At 67.4% G+C, this 21,125-nt stretch carries 20 protein-coding genes and 1 tRNA gene; 14 read left to right on the plus strand and 7 right to left on the minus strand.

Features of this window, described 5'->3' with window-relative positions; all coding sequences use genetic code 11:
• Positions 1 to 145: 145 nt before the first annotated feature.
• The 3 genes from B2515_RS04280 (at position 146) to B2515_RS04290 (ending at position 3,341) form a co-directional block, all read left to right on the plus strand.
• Complete coding sequence (locus tag B2515_RS04280; protein ID WP_293874087.1) at positions 146 to 1,300, plus strand: site-specific DNA-methyltransferase; 1,155 nt, start codon at positions 146 to 148, stop codon at positions 1,298 to 1,300.
• A 35-nt stretch (positions 1,301 to 1,335) separates the two neighbouring features.
• Complete coding sequence (gene folP, locus B2515_RS04285) at positions 1,336 to 2,385, plus strand: dihydropteroate synthase (protein ID WP_293874328.1); 1,050 nt, start codon at positions 1,336 to 1,338, stop codon at positions 2,383 to 2,385.
• A 71-nt stretch (positions 2,386 to 2,456) separates the two neighbouring features.
• Positions 2,457 to 3,341 carry a bestrophin family protein gene (locus B2515_RS04290; protein WP_293874090.1) on the plus strand — a complete coding sequence of 295 codons (885 nt, stop codon included), beginning with the start codon at positions 2,457 to 2,459 and terminating at the stop codon, positions 3,339 to 3,341.
• Between the two features lies 1 nt (position 3,342).
• Here the strand turns inward: B2515_RS04290 and B2515_RS04295 are convergent, their stop codons facing one another.
• Together B2515_RS04295 and B2515_RS04300 are read right to left on the minus strand one after the other, a co-directional pair.
• Positions 3,343 to 4,089 (minus strand): SDR family NAD(P)-dependent oxidoreductase, encoded by a 747-nt coding sequence (locus B2515_RS04295; protein WP_293874093.1) that lies wholly within the window; start codon positions 4,087 to 4,089, stop codon positions 3,343 to 3,345.
• Between the two features lie 38 nt (positions 4,090 to 4,127).
• A complete protein-coding gene (locus tag B2515_RS04300; protein WP_293874096.1) occupies positions 4,128 to 5,549 on the minus strand; it encodes a sigma-54-dependent transcriptional regulator in 1,422 nt (473 codons plus the stop codon).
• A 157-nt stretch (positions 5,550 to 5,706) separates the two neighbouring features.
• Here B2515_RS04300 and B2515_RS04305 point away from each other — a divergent pair, with 157 nt between their 5' ends.
• The 7 genes from B2515_RS04305 (at position 5,707) to B2515_RS04335 (ending at position 10,519) form a co-directional block, all read left to right on the plus strand.
• On the plus strand, positions 5,707 to 5,829 hold the full coding sequence (locus tag B2515_RS04305; RefSeq protein WP_293874098.1) for an aa3-type cytochrome c oxidase subunit IV: 123 nt from the start codon (positions 5,707 to 5,709) through the stop codon (positions 5,827 to 5,829).
• An 11-nt stretch (positions 5,830 to 5,840) separates the two neighbouring features.
• The gene (locus B2515_RS04310) at positions 5,841 to 6,962 is read left to right on the plus strand and encodes an NAD(P) transhydrogenase subunit alpha (protein WP_293874101.1); all 1,122 of its coding nucleotides are present in this window, start codon (positions 5,841 to 5,843) and stop codon (positions 6,960 to 6,962) included.
• A complete protein-coding gene (locus tag B2515_RS04315; RefSeq protein WP_293874104.1) occupies positions 6,959 to 7,408 on the plus strand; it encodes an endonuclease domain-containing protein in 450 nt (149 codons plus the stop codon). Before B2515_RS04310 ends, B2515_RS04315 begins: the two co-directional genes overlap by 4 nt.
• A 9-nt stretch (positions 7,409 to 7,417) precedes the next feature.
• Entirely contained in the window at positions 7,418 to 7,717 is a 300-nt protein-coding gene (locus B2515_RS04320) for an NAD(P) transhydrogenase subunit alpha (protein WP_293874106.1), read from the plus strand.
• Positions 7,718 to 7,760: 43 nt separating this feature from the next.
• Positions 7,761 to 9,260, plus strand: coding sequence for an NAD(P)(+) transhydrogenase (Re/Si-specific) subunit beta (locus B2515_RS04325; RefSeq protein WP_293874109.1), 1,500 nt, complete (start codon positions 7,761 to 7,763; stop codon positions 9,258 to 9,260).
• A 132-nt stretch (positions 9,261 to 9,392) separates the two neighbouring features.
• Positions 9,393 to 10,385 carry a MarR family winged helix-turn-helix transcriptional regulator gene (locus B2515_RS04330; RefSeq protein WP_293874112.1) on the plus strand — a complete coding sequence of 331 codons (993 nt, stop codon included), beginning with the start codon at positions 9,393 to 9,395 and terminating at the stop codon, positions 10,383 to 10,385.
• A gap of 58 nt (positions 10,386 to 10,443) precedes the next feature.
• Positions 10,444 to 10,519, plus strand: a tRNA-Val gene (locus B2515_RS04335).
• 7 nt (positions 10,520 to 10,526) lie between these two features.
• Here the strand turns inward: B2515_RS04335 and B2515_RS04340 are convergent.
• The 3 genes from B2515_RS04340 to B2515_RS04350 all read right to left on the minus strand — a co-directional run bounded on the left by B2515_RS04340 (position 10,527) and on the right by B2515_RS04350 (position 14,319).
• Positions 10,527 to 12,269 carry a histidine kinase famiy protein gene (locus B2515_RS04340; RefSeq protein ID WP_293874115.1) on the minus strand — a complete coding sequence of 581 codons (1,743 nt, stop codon included), beginning with the start codon at positions 12,267 to 12,269 and terminating at the stop codon, positions 10,527 to 10,529.
• Positions 12,270 to 12,353: 84 nt separating this feature from the next.
• Complete coding sequence (locus tag B2515_RS04345; protein WP_293874118.1) at positions 12,354 to 13,091, minus strand: hypothetical protein; 738 nt, start codon at positions 13,089 to 13,091, stop codon at positions 12,354 to 12,356.
• A 4-nt stretch (positions 13,092 to 13,095) separates the two neighbouring features.
• Complete coding sequence (locus B2515_RS04350; protein WP_293874121.1) at positions 13,096 to 14,319, minus strand: toxic anion resistance protein; 1,224 nt, start codon at positions 14,317 to 14,319, stop codon at positions 13,096 to 13,098.
• 537 nt (positions 14,320 to 14,856) lie between these two features.
• Here B2515_RS04350 and B2515_RS04355 point away from each other — a divergent pair.
• From B2515_RS04355 to B2515_RS04370, 4 genes are all read left to right on the plus strand, one after another.
• Positions 14,857 to 15,738, plus strand: a complete 882-nt coding sequence (locus B2515_RS04355; RefSeq protein ID WP_293874123.1) for an AraC family transcriptional regulator — start codon at positions 14,857 to 14,859, stop codon at positions 15,736 to 15,738.
• 214 nt (positions 15,739 to 15,952) lie between these two features.
• Entirely contained in the window at positions 15,953 to 17,797 is a 1,845-nt protein-coding gene (typA, locus tag B2515_RS04360) for a translational GTPase TypA (protein ID WP_293874125.1), read from the plus strand.
• 206 nt (positions 17,798 to 18,003) lie between these two features.
• Entirely contained in the window at positions 18,004 to 18,375 is a 372-nt protein-coding gene (locus B2515_RS04365) for a hypothetical protein (RefSeq protein WP_293874127.1), read from the plus strand.
• A 94-nt stretch (positions 18,376 to 18,469) separates the two neighbouring features.
• On the plus strand, positions 18,470 to 18,745 hold the full coding sequence (locus tag B2515_RS04370; protein WP_293874129.1) for a DUF3297 family protein: 276 nt from the start codon (positions 18,470 to 18,472) through the stop codon (positions 18,743 to 18,745).
• Positions 18,746 to 18,832: 87 nt separating this feature from the next.
• Here the strand turns inward: B2515_RS04370 and B2515_RS04375 are convergent, their stop codons facing one another.
• Positions 18,833 to 19,147 (minus strand): ArsR/SmtB family transcription factor, encoded by a 315-nt coding sequence (locus tag B2515_RS04375; protein ID WP_293874131.1) that lies wholly within the window; start codon positions 19,145 to 19,147, stop codon positions 18,833 to 18,835.
• 115 nt (positions 19,148 to 19,262) lie between these two features.
• Positions 19,263 to 21,107 (minus strand): ABC-F family ATP-binding cassette domain-containing protein, encoded by a 1,845-nt coding sequence (locus B2515_RS04380; protein ID WP_293874133.1) that lies wholly within the window; start codon positions 21,105 to 21,107, stop codon positions 19,263 to 19,265.
• Between the last annotated feature and the right edge of the window lie 18 nt (positions 21,108 to 21,125).

Genomic DNA, 21,125 nt, shown 5'->3' on the forward strand with positions numbered 1-21,125 from the left:
GTAGGGGCGGAATCGCCTTCCCCATATCTTGGGCGGGACGGGCGACGGTGGCGGCCGTCGGCCGCCGTCGTGGCAGCGGCGTTAACCAATGCGTGCTTGACGCGAGTCCCCTGTTCGACGCGAATAGGCGGACAAGGGGGACGTCATGCCAGTAATCGACAAGGTCAGGCAGCCGCGCATCGCGGCGCGCGCAGCGGTGGCGACTCCCGCCAAAGCGCCCGCCGGCCCGCTGCCGCTCGACCAAATCGTCCGCGGCGATTGCATCGCGGCGATGCGGGCCTTGCCCAACAAGTCGGTCGACATGGTCTTCGCCGATCCCCCCTATAACCTGCAGCTGGGCGGCGAACTGTTCCGGCCCGACGGCAGCCACGTCGATGCGGTCACCGACGAATGGGACAAGTTCGACACCTTCGCCGCCTATGACGCCTTCACCCGCGCCTGGCTGGCCGAGGCGCACCGCATCCTCAAGGATGACGGCACGATCTGGGTGATCGGCAGCTATCACAACATCTTCCGCGTCGGCGCGGCAGTGCAGGACCTCGGCTACTGGATCCTCAACGACATCGTCTGGCGGAAAGCCAATCCGATGCCGAACTTCCGCGGCACCCGCTTCACCAACGCGCACGAGACGCTGATCTGGGCCTCGAAGGGCGAGGGCGCGAAATACACCTTCAACTATCGTTCGATGAAGACGCTGAACGACGAGCTGCAGATGCGCTCGGACTGGGAATTTCCGATCTGCGGCGGCGGCGAGCGGCTCAAGAAGGGCGGGGTGAAGGTCCATCCGACGCAGAAGCCGGAGGCGCTGCTGTACCGCATCCTGCTCGCCTGTACGAAGCCCGGCGACATCGTCGTCGATCCGTTTTTCGGCACCGGCACCACCGGCGCGGTGGCGAAGCGTCTCGGCCGTCACTGGATCGGCATCGAGCGCGAGGGCGATTATATCGCGGCGGCGGAGGAGCGGATCGCCGCCGCGCTGCCGCTCGACGAATCGGCGCTCGCGACGATGCAGAGCCCGCGCCAGCAGCCCAAGGTGGCGTTCGGCGTGCTGGTCGAGAACGGTTACCTGACGCCCGGCGCGGTGCTGACCGATGCGAAGCGCCGCTTCCGCGTGACGATCCGCGCCGACGGCAGCCTGCTCAGCGACTGCGGCGCGACCGGGTCGATCCACAAGCTGGGCGCGACGTTGCAGGGCGCACCGGCATGCAACGGCTGGACCTTCTGGCACCACGAAGCCGCGGGCAAGCTGCAGCCGATCGACACCCTGCGCCAGACCTACCTGCTGGCGACGCAACCGTAACGCGTTCCTCCCTTGCGGGGAGGGGGGAGACGATGATGCACCTGCGCCCCGTCCAGTTCGTCGATACCCCCGTGACGCACGAGGACGGCAGCGTTGCGCGGCTGGCCGGCGGGATGCAATGGTTCGCCGCTTATGAGGTGATCGAGGCCGGCACGCGCCGCACGATCCCGGTCGCCGACGTCGCCGCCCTCGGTTCCCGCGCCGTACAGCTGCACGCCGCCATCACCGCGCCGCGTCCGGCGTTGCAGCTGGGTGCGCGCACCCTGCGGTTCGACCAGCCACTGGTCGCGGGCATCCTCAACGTCACGCCCGACAGCTTCTCGGACGGCGGCCGGCACGGCGACGATCCCGCCGCGGCGGCCGCGGCGGGCGTCGACATGGCGGCGGCGGGGGCTGCTTTGGTCGACCTCGGCGGCGAATCGACGCGGCCCGGTGCCGCGGCGGTGTGGGAGGGCGACGAGATCGCCCGCGTCGTCCCCGTCGTCGAACGGCTCGCGCGCAGCGGCACGCCGGTGTCGATCGACACCCGCAAGGCGGCGGTGATGGAAGCGGCGCTGGCGGCGGGCGCGCACATCGTCAACGACGTCTCCGCGCTGCTGTGGGACGATCGCGCGGTGGAGGTGGTGGCGCGCGCGCGCTGCCCGGTCGTGCTGATGCACTCGCCCGACCCCAAGGACGGCGGCCATGCCCGCACGGGCTATCGCGACGTGGCGATCGAAGTGTTCGACTGGCTGGAGGCGCGGATCGCCGCGGTCGTCGCCGCCGGCATCGACCGGTCGCGGATCATCGTCGATCCCGGCATCGGCTTCGGCAAGTCGCTGTCCGACAACCTTGCCCTTATCAACGGGATAGCGCTGTTCCACGGTCTGGGCTGCCCGATCATGCTCGGGGTCAGCCGCAAGCGGATGATCGGTGCGCTCGACAATGAAGCGCCGGTGTCGGCACGGCTCGGCGGCAGTCTCGCGCTGGCACTGAAAGGCGCGGAGGCCGGCGTCCAGATCCTGCGGGTCCATGACGTCGCGGCGACCGTGCAGGCACTGAAAGTGTGGCGCGGAATGCGCGATCGTGCGCTGGTCGGTGACTGAATCGTGATTTTGCGTTGCAGCATCTTGATTGTTGATGCGTTCGGGCCGCTTCGACACCATCTGGACACGCTATGATCGTCGCATCCACCCCTCGCCTCACCCGCATCGTCTCCGAAGTCTGGAAGCCGCTGCTCGTCCTGTTCATCTGGGACGTCATCGTCACGGTCACCTATTACCTGCTGCCGTTCAGGGCGCCTTCGCTGCCGCTGACGCTGTTCGGTACGGTGCTGGCGCTGCTGATCGGCTTCCGCGACAATTCCGCCTACCAGCGCTGGTGGGAAGGGCGGGTGCTGTGGGGATCGATGATTAACGCCTCGCGCAGCCTCAGCCGCGAGGCGCGCAACTTCCTGCCGATCGGCGAGGCGCACGACATGCGCCGCACGATCGTGCTGCGCCAGATCGCCTATGTGAATGCCCTGCGCTGCCAGCTGCGCCGCCAGCCGGTCGACGATCAGGTGCTGCAATATCTGTCACGCGGCGAGGCGGAGCCGGCGCTGGCGCGGACCAATATCGCCAACGGCCTGCTCGACGGCACCGGGCGCCGCATCGACGATGCGCGCCGCGCCGGCTGGATCGACACCATCCAGCAGTCGCGGATGGAATCGACGCTGGTCGATATCGCCAACGCGCAGGGCGGCATGGAGCGGCTGAAGAACACGCCGCTGCCCAATCAATATCGCTTCTTCCCGACCCTGTTCACCCATGTCTTCTGCATCCTGCTGCCGATCGGTCTGGTCGAGACGCTGGGCTTCGCGACGCCGCTGGGATCGACGGTGGCGGGGCTGATGTTCCTCGCGGTGCTGCAGATCGGCGAAGATCTGGTCGATCCGTTCGCCAACACCGTGCACGACGTACCCCTGACCGCGATGTGCCGGACGATCGAAATCGACCTGCTGCAGTCGATCGGCGATCAGGCGCCCGGCCCGATCACGCCGCACAAGGGCGTGCTCTGGTAAGTTACAGCGTGTAGCCGCCGTCGCTGACCAAGCAGGCGCCGGTGACGAGCGCGGCGGCGTCGGACAGCAGGAAGGCGATTTGCGCGGCGATCTCCTCCGGCTTGGCATAGCGGCCGAGCGGGGTCGCCAGCGCCGCCAGCTCGGCGAAGGCGGCATCGCGGCCGATCGCGGCCGCCCGATCGGCGAACATCGGGACCGCGTCCCACACCGGCGTTTCCACCCCGGCGGGTGCGATCGCGTTGACGCGGATACCGGTGGCGGCCCCCTCTCTGGCGGCGACCTTGACGAGATGGATCAGCGCCGCCTTGGACGCGCCATACGCGGCGACGCCGACCTCCGGCTTGATCCCCGCGGCCGAAGCGGTGGCGACGATCGCACCGCCACCGGGCATCGCCCGCATCGCCGCGCGCAACGTCAGGAACGCGCCGTCGAGATTGACGCCGAGGATGCGCCGCCATTCGCTGAAGTCTAGATCGACGATCGCACCGGCACCGGCGACGCCGGCATTGACGACTGCGCCGTCGATTCCGACCAGATAGGGCGCGGCGCTGTCCCAGAAGGCTTCGTCGGCGACGTCGCCGGGCAGCAGGTCGAGCGTGCAGGGCAGCACGATCCGCGCCACCGCCGCCGCATCGCGATCGACCAGCACCAGACGCGCGACCCCGGCGTCGGCGAGATGGCGTGCGGTGGCGAGGCCGATTCCGGATGCGGCCCCGGTGACGAGAATATGGCGATCGGCGAAGGACATGCCCGGCACCCTAGCACCGGATCGCGATGATGGCAGGGTCAGGCGGCGGCGTTGTCGATGCCGAGCTCGCCCAGCTTGCGATAGAGCGTCGACCGGCCGATCCCCAGCCGCCGCGCGACCTCGGTCATCCGGCCGCGATAGTGGCCGATGGCAAGGCGGATGACGTCCGCCTCGATGTCCTCGAGCGGACGCAGATTGCCGTCCGGCCGGAACAGCGTGACGCCCCCGCCCGAGACTGCAGCCGATCCGATCACGCCGGTACGCCGGTCGCCCAGCGCCGCGATCTGCGGGAAGTCGGCGCGGGTCAGCGCCGCGCCTTCGCACAGCACGGCCGCGCGGAAGAGCGCGTTCTGAAGCTGGCGGACGTTGCCCGGCCAGTCGTATTGCACCAGCAACGCCAGCGCATCGTCGGTGATGCCGAGCGGACGCAGCCCCGGCTGCTGCGCGATCCGTGCCAGCAGGTGTCGGGCCAGCGCCGGCACGTCGCCCAGCCGCTCGCGCAGCGGCGGGATCGTGACCTGCACGACGTTGAGTCGGTAATAGAGGTCCTCGCGGAAGCGCCCCGCCTCGACCTCCTCAAGCAGCTTCTTGTTGGTCGCGGCGATGACGCGGACGTCGACCTCGCGGGCATGGCGCGCGCCGATCGGCTGAATTTCCCCCGATTGCAGGACCCGCAGCAGCTTGACCTGCGTCTCCAGCGGCATCTCGCCGATCTCGTCGAGCAGGATGGTGCCGCCGTCGGCATCGGCGAACTTGCCGATCTTGCGTTCGAACGCGCCGGTGAACGCGCCCTTTTCATGCCCGAACAGCTCGGATTCGACCAGATTGGCGGGGATCGCACCGCAATTGACGGTGACCATCGGTTTCTTGGACCGCGGACTGGCGGCGTGGATCGCATCGGCGACCACCTCCTTGCCGACGCCGCTCTCCCCCTCGACCAGCACCGGCACGCGGGCGCGCGCCGCTTTCGCCGCGATCGCCAGCGCAGCGCGGAAATCGGGCGACGATCCGACGATCTCGTCGAAGGCGAGCAGCGCCGGGATCTTCTCGGTCAGCGGGCGCAATTCGCCCGCGGCGGTACCGGCGACCGTTGCCTCCAGCGCGGCAAGCAGCCGTTCGGGCGCGAGCGGCTTGACCAGGAAATCGGTGGCGCCGGCGCGCATCGCGGCGACGGCATGCGCGACCGAACCGTTGGCGGTGAGCATCAGGATCGGTAGGGCGGGGCGACGTTCGCGCAGTTCGGCGATCAGCGGCGCGGCATCGGCGTCGGGTGCCCAATGGTCGAGCAGGATCGCATCCAGCTGCATCCCGTCCTGCGTGCCCAGTTGGGCGAGCGCCATTTCGCCATCGGCGGCGAAGATCGATCGCCAGCCGGCCCGTGCCGCCAGCGCCGACACCAATCGGCGCTGCGCGGGTTCGTCGTCGATCAGCAGAAGCAGGCGCTGCCCGTTGCGCGTCATAATTTTTCCCGTCCCGGTTCGGGGCAGGTGATACAATGGACCGGTAAAGGCGGGCTTAAGCGCGCCCCACTCTTTGCTTGCCTTGACGGCAACGGATCTTTGCGGGCAGGTAACCCGCCAAAGGCGCACGGCGCCGCGGGCAGATAGGGGTTGGATGATGGCCGGCAATGGTGACCTGAAGGCGCATGAGGCGACCTATTCGAGCGTGACGAAAATGATGTTCTGGGGCACGATCGCCTGTGCGGTGATCGCCGTGCTCGTGATCTGGCTGATCTCGTAAGCGCCGCCAGCATGAAGATCGCCGTCCTCAAGGAGCATGCCGACGGCGAAAGGCGCGTTGCCGCGACGCCGGAAACCGCCAAGAAATTCATCGCCCTGGGCGCCGCGGTCGCGGTCGAGGCGGGGGCCGGCGACGCCGCCACCTATGCCGACCAGGCCTATCGCGATGCCGGCGCCAGCGTCGGCGACCGGGCCGCGACGCTGGCGGGCGCCGATATCGTGCTGGGCGTGCAGGGCCCCGACCCCGCCGGACTGGCCGGAGCCGCCGCGGGCGCCTGGATCGTCGCCGGCCTCAATCCCTTCGGTGATCGCGCTCGCGTCGATGCGTACGCCGCGGCGGGCTATGAGGCGCTGGCGATGGAGTTCATGCCGCGCATCACCCGCGCGCAGTCGATGGACATCCTGTCGTCGCAGTCCAACCTGGCAGGCTACAAGGCGGTGCTCGACGCCGCGTCGGAATATGGCCGCGCCTTTCCGATGATGATGACCGCCGCAGGGACGGTCAGCGCCGCCAAGGCGTTCGTGATGGGCGTCGGCGTCGCCGGGCTGCAGGCGATCGCGACCGCGCGCCGGCTGGGCGCGCAGGTGTCCGCCACCGACGTCCGCTCGGCGACGCGCGAGCAGATCCAGTCGCTTGGCGCCAAGCCGATCTTCGTCGAGAACGTCAAGGGCATCGAGGGCGAAGGCAGCGGCGGCTATGCCGGCGAGATGAGCGACGAATACAAGGCGGCGCAGGCCGAGCTGGTCTCGGCGCATATCGCCAAGCAGGACATCGTCATCACCACCGCGCTGATCCCCGGTCGACCGGCGCCCCGGCTCATCAGCGACGCGCAGGTCGCCAGCATGAAGCCAGGCAGCGTCATCGTCGATCTGGCGGTGGAGCAGGGCGGCAACGTCGAGGGCGCGGTCGCGGGCGAGATCGTGACGCGCCACGGCGTCAGGATCGTCGGCCACCGCAACGTCGCCTCGCGCCTGCCCGCCGATGCCTCGGCATTGTTCAGCCGCAACCTGTACAATTTCCTGTCGACCTTCTGGGACAAGGATGCGGGCAAGCCGGTACTCGACGAAGAGATCGGCGACGCGGTGCGCCTGACCCGCAACGGACAGGTCGTCAGCGCACGGCTTCTGACATGATCCTCCCCGGCAAGGGGAGGGGGACCGCCGAAGGCGGTGGAGGGGGCGTGCGCCGGATATTGCGGCCCGAGGTCGTGCTGGCCCGCGCCTTGCGGCGGTCGATGAGGTATCCCGAAGTGCTGTTGGGGCAACGGTTGCGTGGCGGCGCGACGGGGCTTCGCTTCCTCAGGAGGCATCCTGTCGGCCCCTATGTGGCCGATTTCCATCGCCCGGACGCGCGGCTCACCATCGCAGTGGACGGCGAGACCCATGCCCAGCCGGCAGCGCAACGGCACGATCGATCGCGGAACCGTTTTCGGAAAGACGATGGCTCTCGCGTGATGCCGATCACGGCAACCGATATGGTGCGCAATGCCGATTCCGTGGCCGCCGCGACTGCGTCGCTCGTGGCCACCCCCCTCCACCATCCTGCGGATGGTCCCCCTCCCCGCTCCGGGGAGGATTAGGAGTAGCCCATGGACTTCGTATCAATCCTGTCGATCTTCGTGATGGCGTGTTTCGTCGGCTATTACGTCGTCTGGTCGGTCACGCCGGCGCTGCATACGCCGCTGATGGCGGTGACCAACGCGATCTCGTCGGTCATCATCGTCGGTGCGCTGATCGCGGGGGCGGCGGCAGGCAGTGCCTCGTCGAAATGGCTGGGGCTGCTCGGCGTGGTGTTGGCGAGCATCAACATCTTCGGCGGTTTCGCCGTCACCAGCCGCATGCTGGCGATGTACAAGAAGAAGGACCGGCCGGCGCCCGCGAAGCACTGACGTGCCGGGGATGACCGTCGTCGTTCGATGATCTGGGGGTAGGATGGAACACGTAAGCACAGGCAGCTCGTTCGCGGCGCTGGCCTATCTGGTGGCGGGGGTGTGCTTCATCCTCGCGTTGCGCGGCCTGTCGTCGCCGACCTCCAGCCAGCGCGGCAACCGCTTCGGCATGATCGGCATGACGATCGCGGTGGTGACGACGCTGGTGACGCACGTGCCGGTCGACCGGCTGGTGGTGCAGGGCGCGGATTATACCGCGCTGCTGGCGCGGGTCGACTATCTGACCGTCATCGAACTGGTCGCCGCGATTGGCATCGGCGCGATCATCGGCATCGTCACCGCGCGCCGGATCGCGATGACCGACATGCCGCAGCTGGTCGCCGCCTTCCACAGCCTCGTCGGCCTCGCCGCGGTGCTGGTCGCCTGTGCCGCCTATCTCAACCCGGTCGCCTTCGGCATCGCCGACATGGTGATCCCGATGATCGGCGAACCCTTTGCGGTCATCCGCCCGGTCAGCCGGATCGAGATGGGGCTGGGCGTCGCGATCGGCGCGATCACCTTCTCGGGCTCGGTCATCGCCTTCCTCAAGCTGAACGGCAACATGGGCGGCAAGCCGATCATGCTGCCCGGCCGCCACGTTATCAATCTGGGCGTGCTCGCCGCGATCCTGATCCTGATCGCCTATTTCACGCAGGACCAGAGCCCCTGGATCTTCTGGACGGTCACGATCCTCAGCTTCGCGATCGGCTTCCTGCTCATCATCCCGATCGGCGGCGCCGACATGCCGGTCGTCGTGTCAATGCTCAACAGCTATTCGGGCTGGGCCGCCGCCGCGATGGGCTTCACGCTGCACAACAGCGCGATGATTATCACCGGTGCGCTGGTCGGGTCCTCGGGCGCGATCCTCAGCTATATCATGTGCCGGGCGATGAACCGCAGCTTCATCAGCGTCATCGCCGGCGGCTTCGGTGCGGAGAGCGGCGGCGGTGGCGGCGACGGCGCCAAGATCGACCGACCGTGGAAGCGCGGATCGGCGGAGGACGCCGCCTTCCTGATGAGCCAGGCCGAACAGGTCATCATCGTGCCGGGTTATGGCATGGCGGTGGCGCAGGCGCAGCACGCGCTGCGCGAGATGGGCGACAAGCTCAAGGAACATGGCGTCCGCGTCAAATATGCGATCCACCCGGTCGCGGGCCGCATGCCGGGCCATATGAACGTGCTGCTCGCCGAGGCGAACGTGCCGTATGACGAGGTGTTCGAGCTGGAGGACATCAACTCCGAATTCGCACAGACCGACGTCGCCTTCGTCATCGGCGCCAACGACGTCACCAACCCCGCTGCCAAGACCGACAAGACCTCGCCCATCTACGGCATGCCGGTGCTCGACGTCGAGAAGGCGAAGACCGTGTTGTTCATTAAACGCTCGATGGGCGGGGTCGGTTATGCCGGCGTCGACAACGACGTGTTCTACATGGACAATACGATGATGCTGCTCGCCGACGCCAAGAAGATGGTCGAGGAGATCGTCAAGTCGCTCGACTGATATTGCGTTTCCTCCATTTCGGAGATGTCATGTCGACCAGCATGCTTCGGCGTACGCCGTCGCCGCTGAAATGGAGGTGAATGGGCGCGATCCGGCGGCCAGCTTCCCTATCCTGTCACCATGCGGATGGCGATGGTTGACGGGAGCAGGACGACGGCAGGCGCGGCCTGTCCCTATACGGTGGTGGGCAGCGCCATGCTGCTGATCGCCGATGCAGCCGGGCCGTTAGAGACGGCGATCGAGCAGGCCGGCGGGCGATTGATGCGGCGGGTGCCGTGGGCGGCGGTGGAGGACACGCTGCCGCAGCTCGCCGGCTGGCCGGTGCTGGTGGTCGAGGCGAGCGGGATCGATGACGACCGGCTCGACGCCGTGCTGCCGATCCTGGGCCATTACGCCGATGCGGCAGCGATGCCCGTCGTCGTCGCGATCACGGCGGACCAGATCGATCTGGTCACTGGTTACTTGCCCGGGGCGAACATCCACTGGCTCTGCGCCCCGACGATGGCGGAACGGGTCGCGACGTTGATCGCCGCGGCAGCGCCGCCGATCCCGGTGCTGCACGACCCCTTGCCCGAACGCGTGCAGGAACATGATCGCGACCCGTTCGGCCACGAGCGGTCCGTGCTGCCCGGCGAACCGTTGAACCGGTTGAACGTCCGCGTCGCGGAGATCGCACGGCTGGTCAGCGACCTCAGCCGCGACGTCCACCTCGCCGCCAGCGACGTCGCCGACCGCCGGCCCGGCTATGGCGCGGAGCCGGCATCGCCCGCCCTGACGTCGCAGGTGCGCGCGCAGGAGGTGCGCCGCCTGATCGCGCTGCGCCAGAAGCGGGGCCTGTTCTTCGGCCAGTTCGGCGGCGAGGCGCTGTTCGAGGACCCGGCCTGGGACATGCTGCTCGACCTTTACGCCGCCGAGCTGGAGGGAACGCGGGTCAGCGTATCGAGCCTGTGTATCGCCGCCGGCGTCGCCCCGACCACCGCGCTGCGCTGGATCACCAAGATGACCGAGATGGCGCTATTCATCCGCCATCCCGACCCCGTCGACCGGCGCCGCGCCTTCATGGCGCTGTCGCCCCGCGCCAGCGAGGCGATGCGCGGCTATATGGTCGCGGTCCGCAAGATGTAGCCGGGTTGCCCCTTGCGGATCGCACCGCGCTTTGGCAGGAGCGGCGTTCCCCGTGCCGGGGCGCTTAGCTCAGCTGGTAGAGCGGCTCGTTTACACCGAGTAGGTCGGCGGTTCGAACCCGTCAGCGCCCACCATTTCCCGTCATGCTTCCGCCGCGCCGAAGTCCGAGCGCTGGCGTCGCGGTCCGCCGCTGCCGCGCCGGTTGAGCGCCTGGCGCACGCGGTCGAGCAGTTCGGACCGGCGATAGGGTTTGCTGAGCACGTCGGTCGCGCGCTTGCGCGGGCCGTTGACGACCAGTTCCTCGTTATAGCCGGTGGTCAGCAACACCGAGACGGTGGGATCATGCTCGATCACCGCATCGGCCAGCATCAGCCCGTTCATGCCGCCGGGCATGACGAGGTCAGTGAACAACAGGTCGACGTGGTCGTCGGCATGGACCCGCTCGAACGCCTTCAGCCCGTCTTCGCCGCTGATCGCGGTGGTGACGCGATAGCCGGCGCTGGTCAGGATCTCGCTGGCGAGTGAGAGCACTTCTTCATTGTCGTCGACGACGAGGACATGGTCGGCATAGCCGCTGGGCGGGGTCGGTGCGACCGCGGTCGATTCCACCGGTTCGTCTTCCGCCTCCGCCAAGCTGTCGCGGGCGATCGGAAAGATCATGCGCACCGTCGTGCCGTGGCCGGGATCGCTGTCAATCTCCAGTCGTCCGCCCGACTGGCGGACGAACCCGCTCGCCATGGCGAGGCCGAGCCCCGTTCCCTGGCCGACGCCCTTGGTCGTAAAGAACGGCTCCACCGCGCGTTCCAGTACCTCGGGCGGCATGCCGGTGCCCTCGTCGCGGACCTCGAGCATGACGTAGCTGCCGGGCTCCAGGTCGCGGCTGGTGTCGTCGAGCCGCAGCGGCAGCGTCGCGATCGTCACCACGCCGCCCTGCGGCATCGCGTCACGGGCATTGTTGACGATGTTGAGCAGCGCCATCTCGAGCTGGTCGGGATCGACGACGACATGCGCGAGGCTGCGGCGCAGGCTGAAGTGCAGCTCGACGCGCTTGTTGACCGAGCTTTCGATGACGTCGCCGAATTCGGTGACGAGGTGGCTCAAATCGACCGGCCGCGGTTCCAGCCGGGTCTTGCGGGCGAAGGCGAGCAGCTGGCGGGTCAGTTTGGCGCCACGCTCGGCGGCGGATTGCGCGGCGGCGACATAGCGCTTGGCGCGCTCGCTTTCGGTCACCGCGGCGAGCAGGTCGAGGTTGCCGTTTACGACCTGGAGGAGGTTATTGAAGTCGTGCGCGAGGCCGGCGGTGAGCTGGCCGATCGATTCCATCTTCTGCGCCTGGCGGTAGCTCTGTTCGGTGTTGCGGCGGCGGGTGACGTCGAGCTGGCTGGCGAAGAAATAGAGCAACGTCCCACCGGTGTCGTAGACCGGGCCGATGAAGACCGCATTCCAGAAGGGTGTGCCGTCGCGGCGATAGTTGAGCAGCTCGAGCGCGATCGACTGATGCGCCTCGATCGCGTCGCGCAGTTCGGCGACCGCGCCGCGATCGGTTTGCGCGCCCTGCAGGAACCGGCAGTTGCGCCCCACCACCTCGTTCTCCTCGTAACCGGTGAGGTCGAGGAACGCCTTGTTGGCGAAGACGATCGGATTGTCGTCGAGATTGGGGTCGGTCAGCACCATCGGCATCCGCGTCATCTCGATCGCGGCGAAGAACACACTGCCGCGATCGTCGAGGCCGGGGCGGGTGATCGTGCTTTCGCGCCAGTGATGGAGGCCGGGGCGGCCGATCGGATCGTCGTGACCGCTGTCGATCGTCCCCCGGGCCGGCACGCCCCCGGCCTCTCTGCCGGGATCGCCATCCCGCTGTTGCCCGTCGTCTTTCGTCGCCATGAAGCGGTGGAATGGCGCAGCCCGGCCGATCAGGCAAGACCCGCGCCAGGCAAGTTGCTTCAGGTCAACGCTAAAATCCGCGCATTACTGTCCCGGCGTGGTGCCCGTCTCATCGCGATACTTGATCTCGAGATAGCGGCCACGCGTCGACAGGCTGTCGAGGTCGTTCTGTGCCAGCCGCGCCGTCATGTCGGCGATCTCCTGCTCGATCAGCCGGAGGCCGGCGACCAGTTCGGCGTCCGGCGTCCGGCCGTTGCGCTCGACCCGGCGCAACGGCTCGGGAACGCGCGCGTAATCCTTGACGAAGGCCGGCAATTGTTCGCCGATCAGACGACGGACCTCGAACGCCTCCTCCTCGCGCCCCTCGATACGGCCGAGTTGGGACGAGAGCGTTTCCAGCCGCACGCCGATCTGGTCGACCAGCCCGCGGGCGGGAGCGGGCAGAGCGGGGCGCTGCGCCTCGAGCCAGCGTTCGGTCTTGGCGGGCAACGCCTTGATATCGACCTCGCGCAGCACCTTTTCGCTCGGCGCGCGGGCGGCGGGGGCGATGGCGATCCCGATCGTCACCGCCGCCATGAGCAGCAGTACCGCAAGCCCGCCGAACAGCCCCAGCGGAACGACCATGCCGAGCACCGCAGCGGCGATCAGGATGATCGCATTGATCGCGCAGATCATCGCCAGCCGGGTGCCGACGCTGGTCGCCTTGCGCTTCAGCCGCTTGCCGTGCGCGCGATACTGCGTGCTCACCTGGCCGCGATAATCCTGGCTGATCCGCGCCATCGCGGCGCGCGCACGCTCGATCTGCTGGTCGACCTCGGTCATGCGGTCACACCGATTCCAGGCGATACGGGTCGCCGCCCGGCCCCTTCAGCGCGCCCTGGCTGGCGCCCTCGGCGCGCGCGATATAGCCTTTGGACTTCTCCACCTCGCTGCCGAGCGCGGTGACCGTCGTCTTCATCGAATCGAGCGCCTTCAGCTTGAACGTGTCGATCGCATCCATCGTGTCGTAGATATTCTGGAAGGCGCGCTGCAGCGTCTCGAGCGGGATCGTCGAGGCGGCGGCCTGTTCGTGGATCGCCGCGGTGTTCGAGCGCAGCAGCTTGCCGGTCGAATCGATGATGTTCGCGGTCGTCGTGTTGAGCTGGGTGATCGATTCGAGCACCAGCTTCTGGTTGGTCAGCGCCTGCGCCACCGTCACCGCGGTGCGCAGTGCCGATACGGTGGTGGTGGAGGCGCGGTCGACGCCCTTCACCAGCTCGACGTTGTTCTTCTTGACGAGGTCGAGCGCCAGATAGCCCTGCACCGTCACCGCCATCTGGGTGAGCAGGTCCTGCGTGCGCTGACGCGTGTAGAACAGCGCCGTCTCGCGGATCGCCTTGGCCTTGGCGGGATCGGTATGGTCGAGTTCGTTGGCCGTGTCCTCCAGCCGCGCGTCCATCGCCTTGCTGAGGTGGATCATCTGTTCGAGCCGGCCCATCGCCGACCAGAGATTGGCGCGTTCGGTGTCGATTGCGGCATTGTCCATCAGCAATTCGTCCTTGCCGGACGCGAGATTCTTCAGGATCGCGCTGATGTGGGTCTGTGACGACTGGTAGCTTTCGAAATAGTCGCGCATCTTCGAGCCGAACGGGATGATGCCGAAGATCTTCTTCGGTCCCGACAGCGCGCCCTTCCGGCCCGGATCGAGATCCTCGATCACCCGCCGCAACTGCGCCAGATCGGCGCCGACGCCGCTGTCCTTGTCCATCGCGCGGATCGGGCGGTCGAGGAAACGGTTCGACTGGCCCGCCGCCTCGCGAATTTCCTTCGCCCCCATCGCGGTGATCGCATCGACGCGGCGGCCGAATTCGGGGCTGTTGACGTCCTCGGCGACGAGATCGCGCACGAAGGTGTCGACGCGCGTCTCGAGCTGCGTCTTCTTGGCGTCGTCGATCGGCACGAGGCCGGCGGCGCGCTCGGCCTGAACGGTCGGCACGGGATCGGGCGGGGTCAGCACCAGCCCCGGTTGCCCCGTCGTCTGCGCAGTCAGCGTATCGGCGGTCGTCGCCATCATCGTCCTCCAGCGGGCATCGGCCCGGTCGTCGCCCGCAATGTGCCGGTTGCGGGGGCGGGGTTCAAGTGTGTCATTTGAATAATACGCCGGCGCGGTGTGCGAGCAATGATCCGCGCCACGTTCGGGCCGTGGACGAAAGGGGAGGGTCGGTCCCGTCCGGACATGCCCCCCATGCGGCGCCGGCCGGCAGAGGGCAGGGCGAGGGTGGGCGTGGCCATGGCGGCGGTATAGCGGATCGGGGGCGTACAGGACAGCGGCGGGTGCGGCGATCCGGCCATCGCCGCCTGCCGCCAACCGGACCGTCCTGCCATTCCCTTTTTCCCATGGCGCACAGGCCGTTTCGGGAAAAGGCAATCAAGAACAGGTTTCGGGACAGCGGACTCCGAAGGCGACCGTCAGCGCGATCGGCGCGGCGGAATTGCTTTTGTGCGTTCGTTTTCGGGAATGTCCATCGGGCTATGCTAGAATCGCAAGATCGATCGAGCGCATCATATCCGTGAGCGCCTAGCTGGTGTCGCCACGGAGGATAGGACGATGAAGGCGGCGCTTCACAATTACCATGCCCGGATGCAGCGAGTGCTGGATCATATCGACCGGCATCTGGACGATGATCTGGACCTGGATGCGGTAAGCGGCATCGCGGCCTTCTCGAAATACCATTTCCACCGACAGTTCACGGCGACTTTCGGGCTGTCCGTGCATCGCTATATCCAGCTCGCCCGCATGAAGCGGGCATCCCACCGGCTGGCCTATCGGGACGCTCAGAGCGTCACTGACATAGCGATGGATGCCGGTTACGATGCCCCGGATGCCTTCGCCCGCGCCTTTCGGCAACGGTTCGGGCAGTCGCCGTCGTCGTTCAGGAGAGCTCCCGATTGGGAGCCGTGGCTTGCGGCCTTCGGGCCTCTCAACAATGCGAGGAGCAAGCTCATGCAGACGACCTATACCCCTGACGACGTGACGATCCGCAACGTGACCCCGACGCCGGTGGCAATCATGGAACATCGCGGCGACCCGGCGACGATCGGCGCGACCATCCAGCGGTTCATCGCTTGGCGTAAAGCAACCGGGCTGTCGCCGAAGGCCAGCCCGACCTTCAACGTTTTCCACTCCGATCCGCGCACGACGCCTCCGGCCGAATACCGCATGGACCTGTGCGTCGGTACCGACCGCCCGATTGAGGCGCATGGTGAGCGGATCGAGGCCGGCACCATTCCCGGCGGCCGCTGTGCGGTGCTGCGCGTCGTCGGCAACACCGACAATCTGGAGCCTGCTGGTCTATACCTCTACCGCGATTGGCTACCGGCCAGCGGCGAGGAAGCGCGGGACTTCCCGCTCTACTGCCAGCGCATCACCTTCTTTCCTGAGGTGCCGGAACGTGAAGCGATCGCGGAACTGTTCCTGCCGCTGAAATAGATTGGTGCAGGGGCGGCATGGCGCCGTAGCGAACAGGCCGCCCTTTCCCAAAACCCGATCGCTTGCGGCAAAATGGGCCGCTCATCGAAACCTGCTGGTCAACCGATCGGCCATGCAGGCCGTTCCTCGAACGTCCCTCTCCGCCGCCCCCCTTCCCGCGACGCAACATTTCGGCTATGGGCGCGCCCAATACCCTATCACATCAGGAATTCCCATGAGCCTCCGCAACGTGGCGATCATCGCGCACGTCGACCACGGCAAGACCACGCTCGTCGACCAGCTGTTCCGCCAGTCCGGCACCTTCCGCGACAACCAGCGCGTCGAAGAGCGCGCGATGGATTCGAACGATCTCGAAAAAGAGCGTGGAATCACCATTCTGGCGAAGCCGACCTCGGTCGACTGGGCGCCCCCGGGTGGCGGCGAGAGCATCCGCATCAACATCGTCGACACGCCCGGCCACGCCGACTTCGGCGGTGAGGTGGAGCGCATCCTGTCGATGGTCGACGGCGTCGTCCTGCTGGTCGATTCGTCGGAAGGCGCGATGCCGCAGACCAAGTTCGTGACCGGCAAGGCGCTGGCGCTCGGCCTGAAGCCGATCGTCGTCGTCAACAAGGTCGACCGCCCCGACGCGCGCATCCAGGAGGTGCTCGACGAGGTGTTCGACCTGTTCGTGTCGCTCGACGCCAACGACGAACAGCTCGACTTCCCGGTGCTCTACGCCTCGGGCCGCAACGGCTATGCCTCGACCGACATGGACGCGCGCGAAGGCACGCTGATCCCGATGTTCGAGACGATCGTCAGCCACGTGCCGGCGCCGAAGGTGGAAGTGGAGGACGTGCCGTTCACCTTCCTCGTCACGCTGCTCGACCGCGACAACTTCCTCGGGCGCATCCTCACCGGCCGCGTCAATTCGGGGACGGTCCGGACCAACCAGCCGATCCACGCGCTCGATAACGACGGCAATATCGTCGAAACCGGTCGCGCGTCGAAGATCATGTCGTTCCGCGGCCTCGACCGCGTGCCGGTCGACGAAGCCAAGGCGGGCGACATCATCAGCCTCGCCGGCCTGACCATCGCGACCGTGGCGAACACGATCGCCGACACGACCGTCAGCGAGCCGCTGCATGCGCAGCCGATCGATCCGCCGACGCTGTCGATGCGGTTCGCGGTGAACGATTCGCCGATGGCGGGGCGCGAGGGCAGCAAGGTGACGAGCCGCATGATCCGCGACCGCCTGTTCCGCGAAGCCGAATCGAACGTCGCCGTGAAGGTGACCGAAGCGTCGGACCGCGACAGCTTCGAGGTCGCGGGCCGCGGCGAACTGCAGCTGGGCGTGCTGATCGAGACGATGCGCCGCGAGGGCTTCGAGCTCGGCATCAGCCGCCCGCGCGTGCTGTTCGGCGAGGACGAGAACGGCAACAAGACCGAGCCGTACGAAACCGTCATCATCGACGTCGACGACGAGCATTCGGGCACGGTCGTCGAGAAGATGAACCTGCGCAAGGCGGAGCTGACCGACATGCGTCCGTCGACCGGTGGCAAGACGCGTATCACCTTCTCCGCGCCGTCGCGCGGCATGATCGGGTACCATGGCGAGTTCCTGTCGGACACGCGCGGCACCGGCATCATGAACCGGTTGTTCGAGAAGTACGGCCCCCACAAGGGCAAGATCGAAGGCCGCAAGAACGGCGTGCTGATCTCGAACGGCGCTGGTGAGGCCAACAGCTATGCGCTGGGGCCGCTCGAGGAGCGCGGCATCCTATTCGTGGGCCATGGCGAGGCGCTGTACGAGGGCATGATCGTCGGCGAGAACGCCAAGCCGGACGACCTCGAGGTCAATCCGATGAAGACCAAGGCGCTGACCAACTTCCGCGCCAGCGGCGGCAAGGACGACCAGGTGCGCCTGACGCCGCCGAAGCGCGCGACGCTGGAGCAGGCGATCGCCTATATCGACGACGACGAGATGGTCGAGGTGACGCCGAAGTCGATCCGCCTGCGCAAGCGCCACCTCGATCCGCACGAGCGTAAGAAGGCGAGCCGGGCGAAGATGGCGGCATAAGTCGTCGTTTGAGGGTTTGAAGGGGGCGTCCGGGGGATCGGGCGCCCCTTTTTGCGTTTGCGGCGTCCGGTGAGGGCGATGGGTGGTTAAACCGCGCATGAACGCCGCATTCCGGATGGGTTCAGGGCGACTCGCCTAATCCGCATGCAACACGCCTGGATCGATGTGCGTTTCCCCTTCCAGCGTTGTGATGAGGAGTTCGCGTCATGAATGCGTTTATGAAGAAGGCTGGTCTGGGTATCGCGCTCGCCGCCACCGCGCTGACCGCGGCGGCCCCGGCGGAGGCGCAGCGTTGGGGCGGCTATCGCCACCATCGCGGTGGCGGCGACGTCGCGGCGGGTGCACTGCTCGGCGGGCTGGTCGGGCTGGGCATCGGTGCGGCGGTCGCGAGCAGCAACCGCGACCGTTATTACGACCGCGGCTATTATTACGATGCGCCGCCGCCCCCGCCGCGGGTGGTGTATCGCGACCGCTATTATGCACCGCCGCCCCCGCCGCCGCGCGTGGTCGTGCGTGAGCGCTATTATGATTACGGATCCCGTTACGGCGACGGCTACGGATATGGCTACGGTTATTGAGCCGACACACGGGTTTCGTCGGGAAGGCGGCGCGGGCTTCGGTCCGTGCCGCTTTTTCGTGGCGGGGCCGCGGGGATGCGGTTAAGCGGACCGCATGACCGATACGCCCCCCGATCGCCTGTCGACCGATCCGTCGAGCCCCTATTTCGACCAGCCCGCGTTGGAGCGCGGCATCGGCATCCGCTTCAAGGGTGTCGAGCGCAAGGACGTCGAGGAATATGACCGCCCCGCCGGCTGGATCCGCGTCGCGCTGGGCAAGAAGGTCGACCGTCATGGTCGGCCGCTGACGCTGAAGCTTAACGGCGAGGTCGAGGCGTGGTTCGAGCGGCCGGCAGCGGATGCTGCGGGCGAGGACGACGCGGCGGGCTGAGGCCGGCCTGTCCCGGGATTTACGAGGGCGTGGGGCTTCGGCTTCGCGCCTTTTTTCGTTGCCGTGCGGGCCGGGTGGCGCGGGGCGTCAGCGGCCCGTGGGCGCCGGCGCGGTGACGGCGTCCCAATTGCCCGCGATCGCGTCGAGCGCGGTCCGTGCGGTATCGAGCGCGCCGGGCCGGTAAGTGTAATGGGTTTCGCGGCCGTCGCGCGTGACAGACACAAGAGCGGCGTCCTCAAGGACACGCAGATGCTTGGTAACGGCCTGGCGGGTCATGCCGGCATTGGCAGACAGGCGGGCTATTGACCGGGGCGCTCCGCTGCGCAGGATGACGAGCAGCGCGAGACGGGTCGGATCGGCGAGCGCGGCGAACAGGCGGGCGGCTTGGACGGGCTTCTGCATCGGCAACCTTTCGGTTGCGAGCGATGCAACCAGCCGGTTGCTCAGGACGCAACCTCGTAGTTGCTTATGCCTCGGAACGTGGAGATGCGCAACTTTGAGGTTGCGTCGCCCGATATCACGCGGTTTCCAGCGCCTCGGTAGCCTCGAGCCATTTCGCTTCGAGCGTTTCGATCTGCGCCTGGACGTCGGCGCGGCGCTTCATCAGGTCGCTCATCGCGAGTTTGGCGAAGCGCGGTTCGGCGGTCTTCGGATCGAACATCGCCCGGTCGATCGCGTTGCGATCAGTCGTCAGCGTTGCGATTTCCGCCTCGGTGTCGCGGATCGTCTTACGGCGCAGCTTGTCGGCATCGCGGTCGATCGGTTTGCCCTTGGGCTTCTTGGCCTTGGGCTCGGGTTGCTTGTCGCCAGCGAGCACGAAGGCAATGTAATCGTCGAGCGTGCCGTCGAATTCCCTGGCGGTGCCGTTGTCGACGAGCACGAGGCGGTCGGCGGTCATCTCCAGCATGTGGCGATCGTGGCTGACGAGGACGACGGCGCCGGTATAGGCGTTGAGCGCCTGCACCAGTGCCTCGCGCGCGTCGACGTCGAGGTGGTTCGTCGGTTCGTCGAGGATCAGCATGTGCGGCGCGTCGCGGGTGATGAGTGCGAGCGCGAGGCGCGCCTTCTCGCCGCCGGACATGCGGCCCACCTTGCCGATCGCCTTGTCGCCCGAGAAGCCGAAGCGGCCGAGCTGGGCGCGGACCGCGGCGGGGCTGGCGCCCTTCATGATCCGGGTCATATGTTCGAGCGGCGTGTCGTCGGCGTCAAGTTCCTCCACCTGATACTGGGTGAAATAGCCGACCTTCATCTTGCCCGAGGACGCCATCTCGCCGTCCATCGGGGCGAGCTGCGCGGCGAGCAGGCGCGCGAGCGTCGTCTTGCCGTTGCCGTTGCGCCCGAGCAGCGCGACGCGATCGTCGGGGTCGAGGCGCATGTTGAGGCGCTTGAGGATCGGCGTCTCGCTATAGCCGACGCTCGCCATATCGAGGGTGATGAGCGGGGGCCGGAGCTCGCTGGGGTCCGGGAAGTCGAACGACAGCGAGGGATCGTTGGCCAGCTCGGCGATCGGCTGCATCTTCGCGAGCATCTTCTGCCGGCTCTGCGCCTGTTTGGCGGTGGAGGCGCGGGCGGAGTTGCGGGCGACGTAATCCTGCAGCTTGGCGCGCTGGATATCCTGGTTCGCCTTGGCCGCGGCGAGCTGCGCCATGCGCTCGGCGCGCTGGCGCTCGAAGCTGTCGTAGCCGCCCGGGTAGAGCGTGATCTTGCCGTTCTGGAGGTGGAGGATGTGATCCACCACGTTGTTGAGGAAGTCGCGCTCGTGGCTGACGACGACGATCGTCGCCTTGTAGCCGACGAGGAAATCCTCAAGCCACATCACCGCCTCGAGGTCGAGGTGGTTCGACGGCTCGTCGAGGAGCAGCAGGTCGGGTTGCGAGAAGAGCAGTGCCGCGAGGGCGACGCGCATTTTCCAGCCGCCCGAGAAGCTGTCGAGGGGGCGCTGTTGCATGGTTTCGTCGAAGCCGAGGCCGAGCAGGATTTGCGCGGCGCGCATCGGGGCGGTGTAGGCGTCGATCGCGATCAGGCGCTCGTAGACGTCGCCGAGGCGGTCCGGGTCCTCGCTGGTTTCGGATTCGAGCATCAGCGCGGCACGCTCGGTGTCGGCGGCGAGGACGGTGTCGAACGGCGTGGCGGTGCCCGAGGGCGCTTCCTGCGCGATATAGCCGAGGCGGGCGCCGCGCGGCATGTCGGCGGTGCCGTCGTCGGGTTCGAGCATGCCGGCGATGACGCGGACGAGCGTCGACTTGCCGGCGCCGTTGCGGCCGATCAGCCCGACGCGGCTGCCGGGCGGCAAGGCCGCGGATGCGCCGTCGAGGATCGTGCGGCCGCCCAGGCGCACGGTGATGCCGTTGAGGTTGAGCATGACGTGGCCTTAGCAGAT

Source organism: Sphingomonas sp. UBA978 (assembly GCF_002292295.1).
Classification (GTDB): Bacteria; Pseudomonadota; Alphaproteobacteria; order Sphingomonadales; family Sphingomonadaceae; genus Sphingomonas.